Source organism: Prochlorococcus sp. MIT 0701 (genome assembly GCF_000760295.1).
Lineage (GTDB): Bacteria > Cyanobacteriota > Cyanobacteriia > PCC-6307 > Cyanobiaceae > Prochlorococcus.
In genome coordinates this window covers 36,343-53,695 of sequence record NZ_JNBA01000014.1, presented here as the reverse complement: position 1 = coordinate 53,695, position 17,353 = coordinate 36,343, and the positions used below count along the sequence as shown (strand labels likewise).

At 47.8% G+C, this 17,353-nt stretch carries 23 protein-coding genes; 15 read left to right on the top strand and 8 right to left on the bottom strand.

Going from position 1 to position 17,353, the window contains the following annotated elements; genetic code table 11:
- Nucleotides 1-242: 242 nt before the first annotated feature.
- The 5 genes from EV12_RS03595 to EV12_RS03575 all read left to right on the top strand — a co-directional run bounded on the left by EV12_RS03595 (nt 243) and on the right by EV12_RS03575 (nt 6,167).
- Nucleotides 243-1,823, top strand: a complete 1,581-nt coding sequence (locus EV12_RS03595; RefSeq protein ID WP_036912122.1) for a SulP family inorganic anion transporter — start codon at nt 243-245, stop codon at nt 1,821-1,823.
- Nucleotides 1,824-2,159: 336 nt separating this feature from the next.
- Nucleotides 2,160-2,549 (top strand): putative quinol monooxygenase, encoded by a 390-nt coding sequence (locus tag EV12_RS03590; protein ID WP_036912119.1) that lies wholly within the window; start codon nt 2,160-2,162, stop codon nt 2,547-2,549.
- A 1,129-nt stretch (nt 2,550-3,678) separates the two neighbouring features.
- Nucleotides 3,679-4,728 carry an amino acid ABC transporter substrate-binding protein gene (locus EV12_RS03585; protein ID WP_036912031.1) on the top strand — a complete coding sequence of 350 codons (1,050 nt, stop codon included), beginning with the start codon at nt 3,679-3,681 and terminating at the stop codon, nt 4,726-4,728.
- A gap of 6 nt (nt 4,729-4,734) precedes the next feature.
- Entirely contained in the window at nt 4,735-5,628 is an 894-nt protein-coding gene (locus tag EV12_RS03580; protein ID WP_036912028.1) for an ABC transporter permease subunit, read from the top strand.
- Nucleotides 5,629-5,657: 29 nt separating this feature from the next.
- Entirely contained in the window at nt 5,658-6,167 is a 510-nt protein-coding gene (locus EV12_RS03575; protein ID WP_011825860.1) for an HdeD family acid-resistance protein, read from the top strand.
- A 178-nt stretch (nt 6,168-6,345) separates the two neighbouring features.
- Here EV12_RS03575 and EV12_RS03570 read toward each other — a convergent pair whose 3' ends face one another.
- The gene (locus EV12_RS03570; protein ID WP_011825859.1) at nt 6,346-6,582 is read right to left on the bottom strand and encodes a DUF6868 family protein; all 237 of its coding nucleotides are present in this window, start codon (nt 6,580-6,582) and stop codon (nt 6,346-6,348) included.
- A gap of 231 nt (nt 6,583-6,813) precedes the next feature.
- On the opposite strand from EV12_RS03570, the gene EV12_RS03565 reads away from it, so the two are divergent.
- Both EV12_RS03565 and EV12_RS03560 read left to right on the top strand, forming a co-directional pair.
- A complete protein-coding gene (locus EV12_RS03565) occupies nt 6,814-7,842 on the top strand; it encodes an amino acid ABC transporter permease (protein WP_052039429.1) in 1,029 nt (342 codons plus the stop codon).
- Nucleotides 7,839-8,579 (top strand): amino acid ABC transporter ATP-binding protein, encoded by a 741-nt coding sequence (locus tag EV12_RS03560; RefSeq protein ID WP_036912026.1) that lies wholly within the window; start codon nt 7,839-7,841, stop codon nt 8,577-8,579. The genes EV12_RS03565 and EV12_RS03560 overlap by 4 nt, the downstream gene beginning before the upstream one ends.
- Before the next feature lie 84 nt (nt 8,580-8,663).
- On the opposite strand, the gene EV12_RS14560 is transcribed toward EV12_RS03560, so the two are convergent.
- Nucleotides 8,664-8,861 (bottom strand): hypothetical protein, encoded by a 198-nt coding sequence (locus tag EV12_RS14560; RefSeq protein WP_342626215.1) that lies wholly within the window; start codon nt 8,859-8,861, stop codon nt 8,664-8,666.
- Between the two features lie 112 nt (nt 8,862-8,973).
- On the bottom strand, nt 8,974-9,252 hold the full coding sequence (locus tag EV12_RS03550) for a hypothetical protein (RefSeq protein ID WP_036912024.1): 279 nt from the start codon (nt 9,250-9,252) through the stop codon (nt 8,974-8,976).
- Between the two features lie 265 nt (nt 9,253-9,517).
- On the opposite strand from EV12_RS03550, the gene EV12_RS03545 reads away from it, so the two are divergent.
- The 5 genes from EV12_RS03545 to EV12_RS03515 all read left to right on the top strand — a co-directional run bounded on the left by EV12_RS03545 (nt 9,518) and on the right by EV12_RS03515 (nt 13,365).
- On the top strand, nt 9,518-9,808 hold the full coding sequence (locus EV12_RS03545) for a hypothetical protein (protein ID WP_241466458.1): 291 nt from the start codon (nt 9,518-9,520) through the stop codon (nt 9,806-9,808).
- The gene (locus EV12_RS14555; RefSeq protein ID WP_036912018.1) at nt 9,771-9,995 is read left to right on the top strand and encodes a hypothetical protein; all 225 of its coding nucleotides are present in this window, start codon (nt 9,771-9,773) and stop codon (nt 9,993-9,995) included. The genes EV12_RS03545 and EV12_RS14555 overlap by 38 nt, the downstream gene beginning before the upstream one ends.
- 310 nt (nt 9,996-10,305) lie before the next feature.
- Complete coding sequence (locus EV12_RS03535) at nt 10,306-10,596, top strand: SemiSWEET transporter (RefSeq protein ID WP_036912016.1); 291 nt, start codon at nt 10,306-10,308, stop codon at nt 10,594-10,596.
- A gap of 225 nt (nt 10,597-10,821) precedes the next feature.
- Complete coding sequence (locus EV12_RS14935) at nt 10,822-11,031, top strand: GNAT family N-acetyltransferase (RefSeq protein ID WP_036912014.1); 210 nt, start codon at nt 10,822-10,824, stop codon at nt 11,029-11,031.
- 1,236 nt (nt 11,032-12,267) lie between these two features.
- On the top strand, nt 12,268-13,365 hold the full coding sequence (locus tag EV12_RS03515; RefSeq protein WP_052039428.1) for a DUF1254 domain-containing protein: 1,098 nt from the start codon (nt 12,268-12,270) through the stop codon (nt 13,363-13,365).
- A gap of 527 nt (nt 13,366-13,892) precedes the next feature.
- Here the strand turns inward: EV12_RS03515 and EV12_RS03505 are convergent.
- Nucleotides 13,893-14,222 carry a guanylate-binding protein gene (locus EV12_RS03505; protein WP_241466457.1) on the bottom strand — a complete coding sequence of 110 codons (330 nt, stop codon included), beginning with the start codon at nt 14,220-14,222 and terminating at the stop codon, nt 13,893-13,895.
- A 69-nt stretch (nt 14,223-14,291) separates the two neighbouring features.
- A complete protein-coding gene (locus EV12_RS03500; protein ID WP_036912003.1) occupies nt 14,292-14,507 on the bottom strand; it encodes a hypothetical protein in 216 nt (71 codons plus the stop codon).
- Between the two features lie 37 nt (nt 14,508-14,544).
- Between EV12_RS03500 and EV12_RS03495 the strand changes: the two genes are divergently transcribed.
- Together EV12_RS03495 and EV12_RS03490 are read left to right on the top strand one after the other, a co-directional pair.
- Nucleotides 14,545-14,808: a hypothetical protein gene (locus EV12_RS03495; protein WP_036912001.1), complete on the top strand. Its 264-nt coding sequence runs from the start codon at nt 14,545-14,547 to the stop codon at nt 14,806-14,808.
- A gap of 206 nt (nt 14,809-15,014) precedes the next feature.
- On the top strand, nt 15,015-15,320 hold the full coding sequence (locus EV12_RS03490) for a hypothetical protein (RefSeq protein WP_036911998.1): 306 nt from the start codon (nt 15,015-15,017) through the stop codon (nt 15,318-15,320).
- Between the two features lie 49 nt (nt 15,321-15,369).
- On the opposite strand, the gene EV12_RS03485 is transcribed toward EV12_RS03490, so the two are convergent.
- Both EV12_RS03485 and EV12_RS03480 read right to left on the bottom strand, forming a co-directional pair.
- Nucleotides 15,370-15,612, bottom strand: coding sequence for a hypothetical protein (locus EV12_RS03485; RefSeq protein ID WP_152562395.1), 243 nt, complete (start codon nt 15,610-15,612; stop codon nt 15,370-15,372).
- 139 nt (nt 15,613-15,751) lie between these two features.
- Complete coding sequence (locus EV12_RS03480; RefSeq protein WP_152562394.1) at nt 15,752-15,961, bottom strand: hypothetical protein; 210 nt, start codon at nt 15,959-15,961, stop codon at nt 15,752-15,754.
- On the opposite strand from EV12_RS03480, the gene EV12_RS14780 reads away from it, so the two are divergent.
- A complete protein-coding gene (locus tag EV12_RS14780) occupies nt 15,960-16,085 on the top strand; it encodes a hypothetical protein (protein ID WP_255327660.1) in 126 nt (41 codons plus the stop codon). The two genes, EV12_RS03480 and EV12_RS14780, sit on opposite strands and share 2 nt — an antisense overlap.
- A 1,148-nt stretch (nt 16,086-17,233) precedes the next feature.
- Here EV12_RS14780 and EV12_RS14550 read toward each other — a convergent pair.
- Nucleotides 17,234-17,353 (bottom strand): thermonuclease family protein, encoded by a 120-nt coding sequence (locus tag EV12_RS14550; RefSeq protein ID WP_241466625.1) that lies wholly within the window; start codon nt 17,351-17,353, stop codon nt 17,234-17,236.

The following is a 17,353-nucleotide window of genomic DNA, read 5'->3' as shown; positions in this document are numbered from 1 at the left end:
AATCTACTGATTCAGATATTAGCTTTATTTAAGTTGATAGTATCAGGCAATTGTAAATATCTAGGCACAGAAATATTTACATCTTAATAGACCAAGCGTATCGCCCATCAAAGGATTTTCAGCCTCGTGATCAACGCAGAGAGGCAGATGCACCTTCACGCCAATTTTAATTCATAAAAAGACAGTGAGAGTCTTGAAATGGCATCTGCATGCTTAAATCTGCGATCAAAGTACGCCTTGCAATGAGTACCCGGTCAGCCCCATCAATGATCAAGCAGTGGTTCGGCAGTCCACCAAGAGAACTTCTCTCTGGTCTTGTCGTGGCATTCGCAATGATCCCAGAGGCGATTGCCTTTTCAGGCATCGCTGGTGTTGATCCACAAGTGGGCCTGTTTGGAGCGTTTTGCCTGTCAGTAACCATCGCTGTAGTCGGCGGACGTATGGGGATGATCACCTCAGCGACTGGCTCGACAGCACTTTTGATGACTGGGCTAGTAGCGACTGGCAATGCCGTTGGTGAAGGCCTAGGCCTTTCCTATTTGATGGCAGCAGGCCTATTGACTGGGCTCTTGCAAATCCTTTGGGGTTATTTGAGACTTGCGTATCAAATGCGTTTTGTTCCTCAAGGGGTTCTTAGTGGATTTGTTAATGCACTTGCTTTGTTGATTCTTCAAGCACAATTCCCTCAGTTAGGCCTGAATCTGCATTATGGGGAAGCTGTGGCTACCGACCATGCCACACAGATTCTGCCTACTGGTGGCCAGATCCCTTTGGTTTGGGGGTTGGTCATCCTTGGCTTGGTGATTATTTATGGCTTACCACGACTGACTCGCTTATTGCCTTCTCAGCTGGTGGCCATCATTGTCTTAACGATCATTAGCTTCAACTTCAATCTCGATATTCCGACTGTCAAGGATTTAGGACAGCTCCCCGAAGGTCTTCCTAGTTTCACACTTCCATTTGGATCGTTAGCAGATGGCAAGGTGCCATTCAACCTTCAAACATTTGGGTTGGTTTTACCCACAGCTCTAGCGATTTCTTTGGTTGGATTGATAGAGACTTTCCTCACACAAGACATCGTCGATGATCTAACTGATACCACCTCCAACAAAAATGTTGAGGCTCGTGGTCAGGGAATCGCTAACGTTGTCTCCTCACTTTTTGGAGGCATGGCGGGTTGTGCACTTGTGGGCCAATCTGTAATGAATACAGAGAATGGTGGGCGTAGCAGGCTTTCAACATTGTTTTCTGGGGTCAGTTTATTGATGATGATCTTGTGGGGTCGATTCTGGCTAGAACAAATCCCTATGGCAGCGTTAGTGGCTGTGATGATTGCTATTGCTGTCAGTACTGCTGATATCCGCGGACTCCGACAGCTCAAAAAGATTCCTCGCAGTGATACAGCTGTGATGCTGATGACTTTTGCAGTCACCATGCTCACCACACCACATAATTTGGCGCTTGGAGTTTTAGCCGGTGTTGCACTGGCAGGCGTACTCTTCAGCCGTAAAGTTGCCAAAGTGATCCGTGTCAGTGTTATTCAAGTCACCCCTGATGAGCTTCGCTATGAGGTGAGTGGACAATTGTTCTTCGTGAGCAAGGTTTATTTCTTGCAGGGCTTTGATATTCACGAGCACCCTGCCAAGGTGACGGTCGATATGTCGCGAGCACACATCTGGGACCAAAGCGGAGTTGCTGCTTTGGACCAAGTGATCCGCAAGCTTCGCCTTGGAGGATCGGAGGTCGAAGTAGTGGGGCTTAACAAGGAGAGTCTTGACCTTTTTGAACGAATAGGTGGCAATCAGGAGCCTGCTCATATCTAGAATGTTTGTATTTGTTGGGGTTATTGCAAAGACTTTCTATACTGTCTTGTAGTTAGATTTGCTTGTTGCAGAGCTAATGATTTTAAATCTTACGTTGGCTGAGAGCTTTAGATATATCCAAATCATTAATTCCTCAGGCATGATGATATTTTGATATTGAAATAACTTCCTGAAAATAGTTCAGCCAGATCCTGTGTGTCGTCATCCGACTATCGGCAACATTATAATCTCATTTGTCTGATCTACTATTGAGCAGATGATTGTGTGACTCATTTTTCAATTCTCTCATGCCCCTACTCCAGACTGCTATAACACCTTGGCTCCCTAATGCTTTTCATGGCCAAATTCGATGCTTCTACGCCATTTCTTCTGCTGGCTCGCATCCATGTAAAGCCAGGCTGTGTTGATGATTATCTTTCATTGGCAGCTACGACAGATGCAGGGGTCAAGGATTCTGAACCTGGGATGTTGCATCACACCTTTGATCAGGATCCAGAGGATCCCCTCGCGTTTGTTTGGTCTGAAGTCTATGCAAATGATGCAGCCTTTTTAGCTCATCTATCGAACCCCATCGTTGGTAACTATCTCGCTAAGCATGCAGAGCTTGGTAATGGTTTTAGTGTTGAGGTCTACGGCACCATTGGCGCTGAGTGTCGAGCTGCAATGACAGCAACTGGATTACCCCTAAAAATCTTCGAGACAAGATGTGGTTATAGTCGTGTCTGAGCTTTGCCTCTATGCTTTCTGTTGCGACCCAATCGGTATTGCCTAGAGAAATTTATATAAGCACATTAAGCGATCAGCATGAATCCTAGCTTTTCATTTAACGAGGCTAGTCGCTTTAAATAACTATTGATTATCATTAGATTGTAGGGCAGAAGGCATGGGGAGTTCGTCAAACTTTCTTTGAGCCATGTGTTTTTCCTTTCCGGAATTGGTTGTCAAATGAAAATCATTAGGATTTGATCTCTTCTTCTCTCTAGTCTCAATTATGTCGGCTAAGTACTTAAAAGTTATCTTGACAATAAGACCACTATTAAACTGTTAATTCAGCTCTCTAGCATCCAATAAAACCGATAATGCTCTCGTTCATCTCTTTAGAATAACATCCATAAAAAGGCATAAGCCTTATCTAAATAGAACTCGTATTTAGACAAATTCCCCCTTACAGATTTCTTGTCCTTGCCTTTACCGTAGGGGCCCATCATTGAAAGTCTAGGCAGGTCAATATCAGAGCAATAAGAATCATTATTGCCATATAAGCAGGTTAAAGATCGTACGCCGGCGAAGAGTTAGAACGATCTCTTGAACGCAGTATTTCATTCATCTAGTTAACCTATAAATCTCTATAAATAAGATTACTGATTAAACTGCGAAGATATTAGCCCTTAGGCCCTTAGTCAATGTGTTCCAGGAATATCCACTTCAAGCCAAGCAGATTCCCGGCTAATGATTAATCAATAATACTAGAAATCTAATATTGAATTTCGATGCTACTGGCCGGCCCTACGACTGAAAACCTCACCCTGCTGATGGAATTAATTAATGCTGAATTGATCACTCACTTGACTTTTGCTTGATCACCCTAAAGCCTATTTCATCTAATCAAATCCCATTCTTGTTTATAGTCTAGATGGGGAATGAATTCCTTTTGACCATAGTCTACACAATATATTTGAAGACATCTACTTCATACAAGATTTAGTCTTCGGAAGTTAAGAAGAGTAATTCTATTCTCCAGTTCCGTTCTCAACTAAGGAATCGTTTAGTTGCTGCATTGCGTGAGGGGTCAATCGATTATTCTCAAACCTTCCCAAAGATCTGAGAGAATGGCAATGATTTGCATACTTAGAGCATGATGAGGCGTTTAACCACAGCTCTAGTCAGTCTGTCTTTGCTTGCTACAGGATGTGCCTCGATTGATCAAGGTGGTGGTTCTCGACTGGAATTGATCAGCAAGCGCGGCCAATTGCATTGTGGCGTCAGCGGCAAGATCCCAGGCTTTAGTTTTCTACTTGGCAATGGTCGCTATGAAGGTCTAGATGTTGATATTTGCCGCGCTATGGCCGCTGCATTTGTTGGCGATGCCACGAAAGTGCAATATCGACCTCTTACAGCACCCGAACGCTTCACTGCTCTAAAAACAGGCGAAATTGACCTACTTTCGCGCAATACCACATTTACTCTCAGTCGGGATGCAGCAGGAGGTAACGGTCTCACCTTTGCACCTGTGGTGTTTCACGATGGCCAGGGGTTGATGGTCAAGCGAAGTACCGGAATTAAGGGCCTTCAGGGTTTGAAGGCCAGCAACATCTGCGTCGGTTCAGGCACCACGACGGAACAGAACCTCAACGATGCATTTCAGGAACGAAAACTCTCTTATACGCCGATCAAGTATCAAGATCTCAATCAGGTTGTCGCCGGTTACCTTCAGGGTCGATGCCTAGCGATGACTTCCGATCGTTCTCAGCTAGCGGCGGCCCGATCTGGGTTTCCTGATCCTGAGCAGCACATCATTCTTGATGTTGTGCTGAGCAAGGAACCGCTTGCCCCTGCCTCAGTGGGTGGAGACCAACGGCTTGGTGATGCCATCCGATGGGTGGTCTTTGCTCTTTTTGCCGCTGAGGAATTTGGTATTACTCAAGAGAATGTCGACAGCAAGCTTGAACAAGCCAAGTCAAACCCGCAGATGTCGTCGCTGCGACGCTTTCTTGGCGTTGATGCTGGCCTTGGTCAAAAGCTTGGTCTGGCAGATGACTTCGTTGTCAAGGTGATCCGAGCCACAGGCAATTATGGAGAGATCTACAACCGCCACCTCGGTCCAAACAGTTCTGTGCCAATTCCTAGAGGCCTGAATCGCTCCTATCGGCAAGGTGGCTTACTGATCGCGCCACCTTTTAACTAACCCCCCATGAAGCGCTCGCAGCACTTTTGCTTGCAAGTTGGCGTTGCTCTCGCTCTGCTGACCATTCTTGGCGTGTTGATCAACAATCTCGCTGTGAATCTGATCCGCACGGACATGGGGCTCAGCTTTCTTTGGTTAGGACGACCTGCAGGCTTTGCTCTCGCTGAACATCCGCTGTCTTATAGGCCTTCGGATAGTTATGCCTGGGCTCTTTGCATGGGCTGGTTAAACAGCCTCAAGGTCATCCTTTGCGGCCTTGTTCTGGCCACGGTGATTGGAGTGCTTGCAGGCGCTGCCAGAAGTAGCCGCAATCTGCTCTTACGAGCACTGTCGAGCGGATATGTGGCCTTGATCCGGCAGATCCCTCTGTTGCTTCAGCTGTTGTTTTGGTATTTCGTTGCTTTCTTAAGCCTTTCCGGGACCCCCTTGGCGCCATTGGGAACCTTGATCCGTGTCTCGAACCAAGGGATCGAATTGCTTGGTCTACATCTGAGCGTTGAATTTTCGGCTTTATTAGTGGGCCTAAGCGTCTTCACGGCAGCATCGATTGCTGAAATTGTCCGCGGTGGATTGAATTCTGTTCCGCGTGGTCAATGGGAAGCGTTTCGCAGTCTTGGTTTGCCAGAAGGTTTTGGGTTACGTCGGGTGGTGTTACCTCAAGCTTTACCAGCCATCCTGCCTGGCCTGACAAGCCAATATCTCAACTTGGCCAAAAACAGCACATTGGCAATCGCCGTAGGTTATGCCGATGTCTATGCGGTAAGTGATACGACAATCACACAGACCGGCAGAGCGATTGAAGGATTCTTACTGTTGTTGATCAGTTTTTTGCTGCTTAACCTTCTGATCACTGGAGGGATGGAAGTTCTCAATCGAGTTGTGATCAGATCCCAGCAATAGCCTTAAGCTCAATTAGGTTTTTGTTTTTCATGAACTCTTTACTTCAACGGCGCATCGCAGCAGTGCTCTTGTTTATTGCAGCTGCCATTGCCATCCTTTTGCCTTTTGCCTCAGCCACCCTGCTAACCATTGCCCTCGGGGGGGCTGCCTGTGCCGCAGGCATTGGCCAATTATTGCGTCTTGGCGGTGAAGCGGGCTTGCAGGGCAAAGTGTTTCGAGGCTTCAGTGGCGTGCTCTATATCGCAGCTGCTCTTTGGATTTTGATTGACCCGGTTGATAGTGAAATCAGCCTTACCTTGTTTGCAGGCGTCTTGCTTCTAATAGAAGGCTTGATGGAATTGGCTGGAGGTGCTGCATCTCCAAGCCCTTTAGGTGGATTGGTGGTCTTCGATGGAGTGATCACTGCAATCTTCGGTCTATTGCTTGTTATTGAATGGCCTTCAGACAGCATTTGGGCTCTAGGAACATTATTCGGGGCAGCATTGTTCCTATCTGCAATCAACCTGCTGAGGGGCCCTAAGCCTGCTGAGACCACTTAGCAATTGGATCTCATTGGCGAGATTATCAAATGTCGCCAATGAGACCAGTCTCGATTAACAAGGTGAGATCTCAACATTCCCATAGGGATGCATTGAATCCTTCAATGTTTGCACTACTACTACTTAGCTGTAGTCAATGCACTCCGAGGCAATGCAGAAGCCAAAAGGATCATTAACCTCATCTAAGTACCAAAGCAGGTGTCAAGCAGAAGAGGATGATCATGATTTCGTAAAGCATCATTCCGCCGTAGTGGAGGCGGTCAAAGCTTCTCTTGCTGAGATCGATGAACCAGCGTGAATGCCAGCGATAGCCCCATTCACGGTGACGTATGAAAGCAATCAGCCAGAAGGTCAAGAGTGCGAAATTCAGCACCGTTGCCTTGGCGAAGATTTCAGCGAGTTCAGCTCTCTCCATTGGCTAAATCTTGAAGGACCTCTAAGCAATAGCAATGGCTTGTGCTTCTGCCCATGTTTGGCTCAACTAGGGCAACAGAACCTCTGGTTCAACAGGATGTCCCAAGGGGCTTACGTTCATTGTCTGCATCGATGGCCTATGCGTTTGAGCATGTCCCTGGACCGTTTCTATCCCAAGCGAAGATGTCCGAATTGTGTTTCTAGTTCCCCCGAGTACACCTGCTAAATCCTGATGCAGTTTGGGCCAAGCCCTTTTAAACGTCTCAAACGGCACCTATTGGCCACCCCTCTGGATGGCTTGATGACTGTTTTGCTGCTTGCCCTGCTTGGTTGGGTTGCGACCACAACCTTGCATTGGCTTTTTGTTGATGCGGATTGGCAAGTCGTTAGCCAAAACCTTCCGCTGTATGCCTTTGGCAGTTATCCACCTCATCAACGTTGGCGCCCATTTCTTTGGATTGCACTGCTGATAGGGCTCACCTTGCTAACGCTGTTGGGGCCACGTCGGGGTTGGATTCGTAAGGCCTTGCCATTGGTATGGATTGCAATGGTGCCCTGTGGTGTCGTTCTTCTTGCCGGTGGCCTCGGTTTACTGCCGGTCCCTTCTCATGCCTGGGGTGGCCTAACCCTCACCCTGCTGCTCACCGCCTGCAGTGGTGCTCTTGCTCTGCCGCTGGGCATCCTTTTGGCACTCGGACGTCAAACCAGGCTGGCCGTGATCCAACGAAGTTGCAGTATCTATATCGACGTGATGCGGGCTGTTCCTCTAATTGCAGTGTTGTTTTTTGGTCAACTTTTGATTCCCCTTTTCCTTCCCATGCATCTAGAGGTGAATCGAGTCTTGCGCGCTGTATTGGCCTTCGCATTATTTGCTGCTGCATACATCGCGGAAGACGTGCGAGGTGGATTGCAGGCAATCCCACGAACCCAGCGTGAAGCTGCTGCTGTGCTGGGACTAAGCCCGAAGCAAATGATTCAACTTGTGGTGTTGCCGCAGGCACTTCGTACAGCTCTACCGGCCCTGACCAACCAAGCAGTTGGATTACTTCAGAACACCAGCCTGATGGCCATCTTGGGTTTGGTGGAACTCCTTGGGATCAGCCGCAGCCTCTTGGCCAACCCTGATTTCATTGGTCGGTATCTGGAGGTTTATGTGTGGCTAGCTGGGGTTTACTGGTTGGTTTGCACTGCTATGGCCTTACTTGCCCGTCATCTTGAACATCAACTCAGCCCCACAAGGTCTGCTACTTCAAAGCAATGATTCCAGCCATTCATGCCACGGGCCTTGTTAAGTGCTTTGGTGATCATCAGCGAGCTCTTGATGAGGTGTCGTTGCACGTTGAAAGCGGAGAAGTTTTAGTAGTGATGGGTCCTTCGGGTTCTGGCAAAAGCACCTTGATTCGAACCTTCAATGGACTCGAATCTCTTGATGAGGGGCGACTTGAAGTGCTTGGTATCCCCTTAAACGCAGATCACGATGAACGTCAGATACGACGTATCCGTAAACGTGTGGGCATGGTGTTTCAACAATTCAATCTCTTCCCGCATCTATCCATCCTCGACAACATCACCCTTGCACCGATTCGTGTGCAGCGTCGGCCTCGAAAGGAGGCGGAGGCACGCGCTATCGATTTATTAACTCAGATGGGAATTGCCGAGCAGGCAGGTAAATACCCTGGCCAGCTGAGTGGAGGGCAGCAACAACGAGTAGCCATTGCACGTGCACTCGCACTACAACCTGAAATCATGCTTTTTGATGAACCTACAAGCGCTCTCGATCCGGAACGGGTCAAGGAGGTTCTTGATGCGATGCGATCGCTGGCCAATAATGGGATGACCATGGTGGTTGTCACCCATGAGATTGACTTCGCCCGTGAGGTGGCAGATCGGGTGTTGTTTATGGACGAGGGCAAGGTTGTGGAGACCTCATCACCAGATGAGTTTTTCGAGAATGCTCGCGAAGAACGCAGCCGCCGTTTTCTCAATCAAGTGATGTGAATTTCTCCAGGGCTATTTCAGTATTGAGACATTTTCGACATCACCGATAGGAACCAGTGCATAGGCATTGAAGTTACAAGTATCTCAGACTATTTCTAGACCAGCGGCAATCTGCTGCAAGCAAATATCACGCTTGAATTTAACGGAGTTAGCGACCTGGATATGAGCATCAACATCGCCTGTATTCATAAGACGGCTCTCATCAGCAGCATTCAACCCATACATCCAAGAGCGGTCTCCATTAAGCCAGTAATAACCAAGCCTTGTTGAAGTACAAATCAAGAATGGTTTTGTCTTGTCTTTGCTTCGATGTCTTTGCTACACAACCAATTGGATCATGCGAGAACGATGACTTCGTTGCCATGCTTGTTACTCCCTAGCGCTGCAGTCATTCTCAGTCGTCCTTTCCTGATGCGCTATCAGCAAAGGTCTTCTCTAATCGCGCTTTGATTGTCTCGTCCTGGCTGATCTTCGCTTGATAGGGAGGCTTTCGTTGAGAGCTGACCTTTTCCCCAGCCCCAAAGTCAAACAGCCCTCCTGCCTTCATTTGCCCGAGTGGACCTCTCTCAATTGGTCCGTTCTTGAACATCGCAGTTTTTGCCAAATAGCCAACACCAAGGCCAACCAACACCGCCATTGAAATCAACGTGAGTAGAGCAGTGTGCGTCTCCATCTAGATCACATGTCCATCCCTGCAGCCTTGCACACCTCTGATGAGCTCGCATGGCCAGAGGTGGGAAGAAGATGATCTTGTAGTCAGTAATCATTCAGCTATTGATTGCTAGTTGCAGCTTTCCATTTGCTCTTCCCTAAAGGGGGGCTAAATGGTCAGAGAATGGCATTTCAAGCCATTCCTGCCAACAGATCAGGCCTGGAAGCCCTGATCAGATGACTGAAATTAATCCTGGGGGAGCTTGCCGTGGAGCTAAAGCCAATTCTTGATCGCCTGTTCGGCTTACTTCGGAATGGATCTCAACCTGCGCCAGAATGCTGAGCCAAACAAGTTCCTCCATGGTTATGGCCAGGTGCTTAAGGAGCTCGAGAACGCAGGGGAAGCTCTAGAGGAGGCTTTTGAGGAGAACGGTTCTTGGGGTGTGTTCTCTGGATCTACCTTGGTTGAGGCTGTGCGGGCATTCATCCAGACCTTCCGCCTTGCAATGGATCAGGCGAAGGAGGCACGGCTTACTAAGCGTGAAGCCACCAAGGAGGTGGTCGATATCAATCGCTGATGGGTTACTTGCAGCCATTGAGGAGGTCAACAACCTCGACAAGAAGCTGGCTCGTGACATCGGGGAGCACATCGACTCCCAGGCCCGCACGCTTCAGGCTCTGAAGAATGAGGTGGAGGCCAAGGCCTTTCCCCTCAAGCCTTTAGGTCGTTACCTCCAGCAAAGGAGGAGCAGTTCGAAAAACTGAAGGCCACAGAGCTTAGAGCCATTGCGTCACGCATGGCTCTCCCTGGACGAAGCAAATACGCAAGGAAGGCAACCATCATCCAATTCCTTATCGAAAACAAAGCACCACTCGCTCCGTCATATGAACAGCTGTTGGCGTTTTGGGTTGAGCACAGCCGATAAGGGATTTTTTGCAGAGGAGCGCCTCAGCAAGGAGCGTCTTGCCAAGGCACTCCCACAAGCCACTGGGGTGTGCCTCTCTATAGAGGCAAAGCTGCTGTGCAATTACACTGAGAGAATTATTCTCTAGAAGCTAATTCTTATAGTTACAAATGGGCATTGATAAACTAATAACTCCTAACACCTTCGGCTTTATAGCTGCTGCATTAACGACCGTTGCATTCTTACCTCAGGCCATAAAGATATGGAAAACTAAGAAGGCTGATGATGTATCGATAGTGATGCTCTTGATGTTTATCACTGGTCTCTTATTTTGGATTATCTATGCAATAGAAACAAATGCTCTTCCTGTTCTTATTGCAAACATCATTACCTTCATCCTCAACGTGACAATCCTTACCCTTAAGTTGATCTACGGGAAGCAAACCGCTACAGGAGGCTGAAGGCAGATGGCATCAGTGAATAGCAGCCAGCCTTTTTAAAGCTCTCGGCAACGCTCGATGGATGCGCCAGGTGGTATGAGCGTTTCTGCCAGCGCTATCGCCATCACAGTACAAGTCTGGAATATGACAGCCATAAGTGCTTTGGCTATGGAGTCTCAGCAGAACAATTAAATGAGCTAGGGATGAGCTCTGGAGCGCATTTATTGATGTGGCGTGACGAGAGTCATGGTGGTATTGATGCGAATGGGAAGAAGGTTGGCGATAGATAATTTTACAATTAAAAAGCAATACAGGAGTCAAGGGCTAGGCAGTCTTCTCTTCGATAGATTAATTGAGTTTGCTAAAGAAGCAAATTGCAAAACATTGTCTCTTCAAGCGCTCTCCTGGAATGATATTGGCTTAAATTTACAAATAATACAACATGCAGTTTGCTAATGAGTGGGTCAACTGTCGCTTGAAGATTTGAATATAAGGTTTGGCATGAAGAAGTCTTTAGTAGAACGATGTGCTTTTGGGGGTTAGTTTAACCTAATTAATTTATTACTCCAGAAAAGGCTGCTGCCTTTGGAGCACTACTTATCCAGCGATAAGAGTGTGCTTCGAACTCAAGTCTGTGACCCATCACATCAGCAACAGCATCAATTTCAATCTTCTGCCGAGGTAGCACAGTGGATAGGAATCACGAAAGGAATAGGACCATAACTATTAACTCAGAAAGCATTCAAAGGTCTAATCCCAGTCCATCTAGGTAGGGCTTTGTATTGCCTTTGAACCGTGATGCCATACCCACCAACCGGCCTGAGTTATTGACGCCGCATGAACTGGCTTCTGCCGAACGATCAAGATTGCACTGCAAGCGTTCTTAGCCATGCCGACAGGATAACGATAACAAGGGCGCTAACACATAAGTGTATGGCGTTTCAGGGCATGGGCACACCTGCTCTAGTTGTCATGGCTATTAATTCTATGCTTCCCATATTCGCGCTTCGAGAGCTGCACAAGCAACTGAAGAAGCCCACAAACTCTAAAAGGGTATCTCCACTGGAGGAGGACGTTACTAGCCACTGCTTAGAAAAAGAAGAAAAAACAAACCAGGGCCTAGGGGGGGCTCTTTTTTTTTTACCGCATGCCAGCATTCCTGATGTGGAGACTGCTCAATGACTGAAACCAAGAAAGCAAGCCCTATGAAGGACTTCACCGACAAGCTCTTCGATCTCTGCAGGGAATATCAGCAAGAAATCCCACCACACAAAATTGCAGAGGTTCTAAGGGACTACGCAGAGCGATTGGATTGATCAACCCCTTGCGCTACATCTTGACTGGAGTTTTTTATGTGATCAATAAAAAGCCCCCTGTGTGAGGTCAGGAGGCATAGCCCACTCACAAAAGACCAGCTGATCCCCATCACCCGGCCCTACGCAAAAGGTAGTCACTGATGGGAGTTGTTAGGGAGCTGTAATACGCTATATATTGATAGCTTCACCTAACTTTAGACTTGTTAACGCCATAAGTAGCGCTAAGCACTCACTTAAGAATTTCGGGGGTTGCATTTGATACGGCGCCGTCCTAATAAGTACTTTCCCCATCACCCAGGCCCTGACGCTCAACCGCGAAGGGTCTTTTTTATTGTTTGGCCTTGGCTTTAGCGTGAAGCACTGATCCTTTTTATCGATGTTCAAATTTCGCCACGCACTGTTTGGCAGTTTCTTCGCATCAAGCCTGCTTTTTGGCACATCGATAGACAGCACAGCAATAAAGGCCGCAGAAACGGAATGTGCTCAGTCACCGCTTGCTGCCATTCACTGGCCTACCAAAGCCGTAACCAAGGTGAATGAAGACAATTATGCGCTTGCAGAAACTCAGGTCATCTTTGCTGACTACGTGAAAAAGATTGCCAAGCAGACTTGTTCTGATGGGGTCGGTGTGTTCTGGCACATGAAGGGAGCCATGGATCCCAACGACCGAACGATCCTTCGCCCGAACTTTGACACGCTCTACTCCGCATTAGTTCTCGACCTCTCAAGACCTGCCACAATCTCAATGCCAGGAACGAAAGGGCGTTACCAAAGTGCACTTGTGATTTCTGAAGAGCACTACATACCGATAACAATCACCTCGCCAGGAGCATTCACACTGACCAAAGACAACGTGGGTACGCAATATGCGTTTGTGGCTTTCAGGACTGGCGTGAACATGCGAGATCCTGCCGACATAGCAAAAGCCTCCGCTCTTCAGGATCAATTGGGTGTCTACCAGACCAAGCGCGGATCTTATAAACCCACAAACAACTGGGACATGGCTCAGATTCTTGCCATGCGTAAGAAAGTTCAGGGGGTTATCGATCGTGAAGGATATAAGTCCGAAGATGTTTTTGGAAAGGAAGGCGAGCTCACAGCAGACCAACATCGAGCTGGCCCCGCAATGGGCTGGGGTGGACTACCCAGAGATCAGGCTGTTTACCCCTTCTATACCCCGAAATTTGAAGGACCTAATGTTCTCACGCTGAAGGATGTTCCTGTCGATGGCTTTTGGTCAATCACCGTTTACGACAAAGACGGATTCGTTCAAGGTGATGCCTACAACATCAACAGTGCCTTTGCAGAACCAAATGCTGATGGTGCGTATGTGATCCACTTTGGTGGCGACCCATCTCAGAGTAATCACCTGGGGATCTATCAAGGCTGGAGTTTTGTACTGAGAATGTATCAGCCTCAGAAGGCTTACTTTGATGGCAGTTGGCAGCTCCCAGAACTTGTGCCAGTTAAATAAAAAATCCCTTAAGACCAGCCGATATTTAGTTAGCCCCCTGCCTCTTCTTCCTTAACTGGATCTATACCTTTTTCAGCTTCTTCGTACTGAACAGGAGCTGGAGATGCACTTCGGGTGCCATTAAAAAGTCCCCCAGATGAGACGGGGGACTAGTGAGCTGTCCTTTACGCAGATCGCTCCCTCTCACTTTGACCAGGTCTTCATTGGCCAGCAGCTACTAAGGGAACAAACTGAGGTGCTCAATACAATGTCCCCAAGAGTTTGATCGCTTGGAAGCACTGAGCTTGGAACTCGCTCCTCCTTAAATTGACTCATAGCTAAGAAGCTGAAAGGTACAAAGACAACAAGGCGAGGTATCCAACAAAAAGGCCACTTGCTCTCCGGCAAGAGCTCCCTCGACTCGAAACAAAAACTCCTGAACAGAGATAGGGCCGTTGTTCCGCGTGAGGTTGCAGCGGGGTTACCATTTCCCCGCTGTTTGCCTTGGAGACAGGCCAGCTGCATTCGCCACGTCCCAGCTCCAGCGGTCACTCTTTACTAGCCGCCAACTCTTTATCTGGCTCTGCTTCTGATAGGGCAGGCTGCAATTCGGCAATCTGTTTCCCGAGCTGATCAACAACTGAGAGATGCTCTGCTCTGCGTGCTTCAAGACGAGCAACGAGCTGTGCGTTTTGACGCTCTTGAGCAGCCTTATACTCAGAATCAGGGATCACAACAACGCGATCACGAGGAATGGTGTAGCCAAAGGGAGCATTGAAGACTTCGTCGAATAGTGAATACATGTCGTTCAGTTCAAGACCCCTACAGTTTGATGCAGATGGATTGTGCGACCGAACCAAATAGGTAGTGAGAACCATGGCCGGTTGGCGTTAGACATCTCCTCCTAAACGGCTCGTGTACGGTTTTCGCGAATACAAATCCATCGATCAATCCATCGCATCCTCGAGGGAACCCAAGAGCTTCTTTGCTTGCGCCAGGATCGAACCCAAACGCTTCTCTCCTGTGATTTTGTTAATAACGAAGACCTGCCCCTCGCTTGGCTCGCTTAGCTCGCCGTTATCTTGATCTTCAGCAAGACGAGCCTCGATCCACTTCTTTTCTCGTTGAGCACGCTTTCGTCTGTTCTTGCCATGCCTCGCCATGTGAGAACATCAGCTGGACAAACCTTCTGGTATCTAGATGAGCAGCAACAGCAGCAAGGAAAGCGAGCAGGAAATAGATCTTCGGATTGCTCGTATCAAGAACGAATTGGCGGAGGCAGAGGCTCGTCTAAAAAACGAAATCGCTGAGATATTGGCTCGTCTAAAGAAGGAATTTGCTGAGGTAGAGGTTCCTCTAAAGAAGGAGTTGGCTGAAGCAGAGGTACAAAGGGGGTATATCCGCGCTGCTGCTAGGCAAAAGGAAATCTTGCAAGGTCTTCTCGAGCAGAAGCCAAGGGCTTGACTTGCTACCACTGGCCTGGTGCAGGAGGTTGACACGACCCCTTACCAATGGGCAGACGTGGCCCTCCAGCCCTCTCTATCCCAAAGCTCTCTCGAATCTTCGAGGTGTCCGAACCTACAAGAAATGCCTATGGGTTCACTGGTGACCCTTGAAACGACTCTCAACTAGAAATGTGAATGTAGCGTCTACGAGGAGCTGACCGATAAATGAACTATCAAATGCTGCTCGAATGCCATGCCGCAGGTACAGCAATAACTGTAAGAGAGGCACAGCTATTGGATCTAGAGCTGGACTCTCAAATCGCAAGTATCAAAGTTTCTCGGACACAGGGTTGTATTGAAGTCGCTCCTGATCACATTTGCCAATCAGCTGGTGTCTGCAAAGGTAGTTTCTGGATCACTTGCTTTGCCGCTGTACTTGATCAGGTCACTCCTGTATCAGCTGGGAAGAAGGCAAGAGGCGCAACAGTCTTTGATGAGTTGATCAGCAGTGGTTATCTGGTTGATCGTTAGGCACTTGAAGGCACAGCCGCTCTTCGTTTGTGGACAATAAAAAAGGCCCTTAGCGTGCCTTTTCGTTGTGGTTGCGAATGTGCTCTTGGATTAACTCCATCACGGCTTCTCTCTCTTGATCATTGACATTTTCTGTGTGGTGGTTGATGGCTAACGTCGTAATAAGCCATAGACTTGGGATCACAAAGAATGTGATCCCTAAAACGTTGAAGAATGCTTTAGGGACTTTTGGGTTAAATCCGCTTTGGTCAAAGAAAACGGGGACTGATTTATCGTGGATTGGTTCATTCATGACTGTCATGCGTGTGTATATGACAAAGGCCCCGCAAGGCAAGGTGATGGAATCAGCAGGCAGGTCGTAGTACCAAGGTTCGTGTCATGCGTGTAGCGGGCGGTGATATTCTGTCCACTCCAGGTTGAAATTCCCAGACTCACTTCATGACTTCCCCTATAAATAACCTGAGGTTCCCTGCAGGTTGAAATGACAGGTTCGTGTCGTGGCTGCAACGAATCTGAGAAGAAGCCTTCTTCGGCATCAAGGCATCAGCAACAAAAAACAAACCTGCTGCCAAAAGAGAACTAGCGATAGCACCAGCAGCAATGCTTGGAAGTTCGCTGAAAAAGTTTTTCATGGTAGCCATGGTTTTCTCTACCCCTGCACAATCGCTGTTAGGACAGGGTTTTCACATCACCTATCTGGGGGATCTTGAGCCCGCTGGCCTCCCCCAAATGGCGATCCCCAGCCTGATTGCCTGTATTCACTAGCTTCCATTAGCCACTAATGGGCAACATCATCACTACCCTTACTTTGATTGCTGAAGGGATCGAAAACTAGCCCGATGTAGTCATTAAAATCTTGTGGATTGATATTGCATTCTTCATCTGGGCTTGGTCACTGAGGTCTTATAAGTCTTTGATTTCAGGATGGCAGAAGCTGATCCGATCGGAAGATTTTGATCTTTAGGCTGAATTCCTTGCCATTGCTGAGTGAGCTGGTGGCCCACTCTCTTATGGTCTTTTTGTGATTTTCTGCCAGATTGGCGGGAGAGTACTATCAGGCAAGAAGACTAAATCGGCTCCAAAGAAACTACAGCCTTTTTCTTTGTCTTGAAAAAATACTTGCTTTCACGATATAGAGGATACAATAAAGATCAATGAGGTAAAGGCATGGATTTATTGCTAGCGCTAGGCATTCCCATGGTTGTCTTGGGTCTAGCCTATCTACTGATAAATGATGCCTCAGGATTTCCTGTGTGGCTAGAGAGGCTAACGAATAGAAGTGGAGCAATCTGGACCTATGGTGTAATCATCATTGCCGTTATTTCCATAGTTAGATACGCCAGTGGAAATTAACTATGGGTTCATACCTTTTTAATCGAAATCATGCAAGAGTTCTCGAACGATAGTTTCATCGCACTATTTCCTTCTCCCAGATACGCTCTAACGATGCTCTGAAGTCTTCTGTTGCGAATGATCTATTCAATGTTTTCTGGAAGAGTAGATGGGAGAGTCTTCTTAATTTCATACCAACAGCAAAACAAGCAACTGCCCAAGCAAGGATCACCCAAATGGGATGTTGCATCGCTAAAGCACCTCCGATCAGACAATGCTCTATCAGGCCCCTATCGGCACGAAACCTTCATCAAGTTGCAATCTGCCTAGCTGATCGACTCATATGCTTCCCCGTCTTTATCTCTTATCCAGATGGGAGTGACCTTGTCTGAGCAGTTCCTGTACTACACGCTATGAACTGATGTCCTTGCAGCGATAACGCTTCCCATTGCTGTTGCTTTGCCTGTAGTCCCAAGGTCAAGGTCGTTGAATCCCAACAAAAACAGACCACATTCCCATTCCTCCTTGTCTGACAGTGATCTCTAGACGTGAGTAGGTCTGTGATCACACCCTTTGATGTACTACCAAAAAACAAACGCATTTCCTGACTCCACCAGCGATTGGTAGATGTTGCTGCCGTTGCTGTAGACCTCTGCCACGGTTCTTCCATAGCGGTCAGTTGCCTTAGCGCGGAGGGTCAC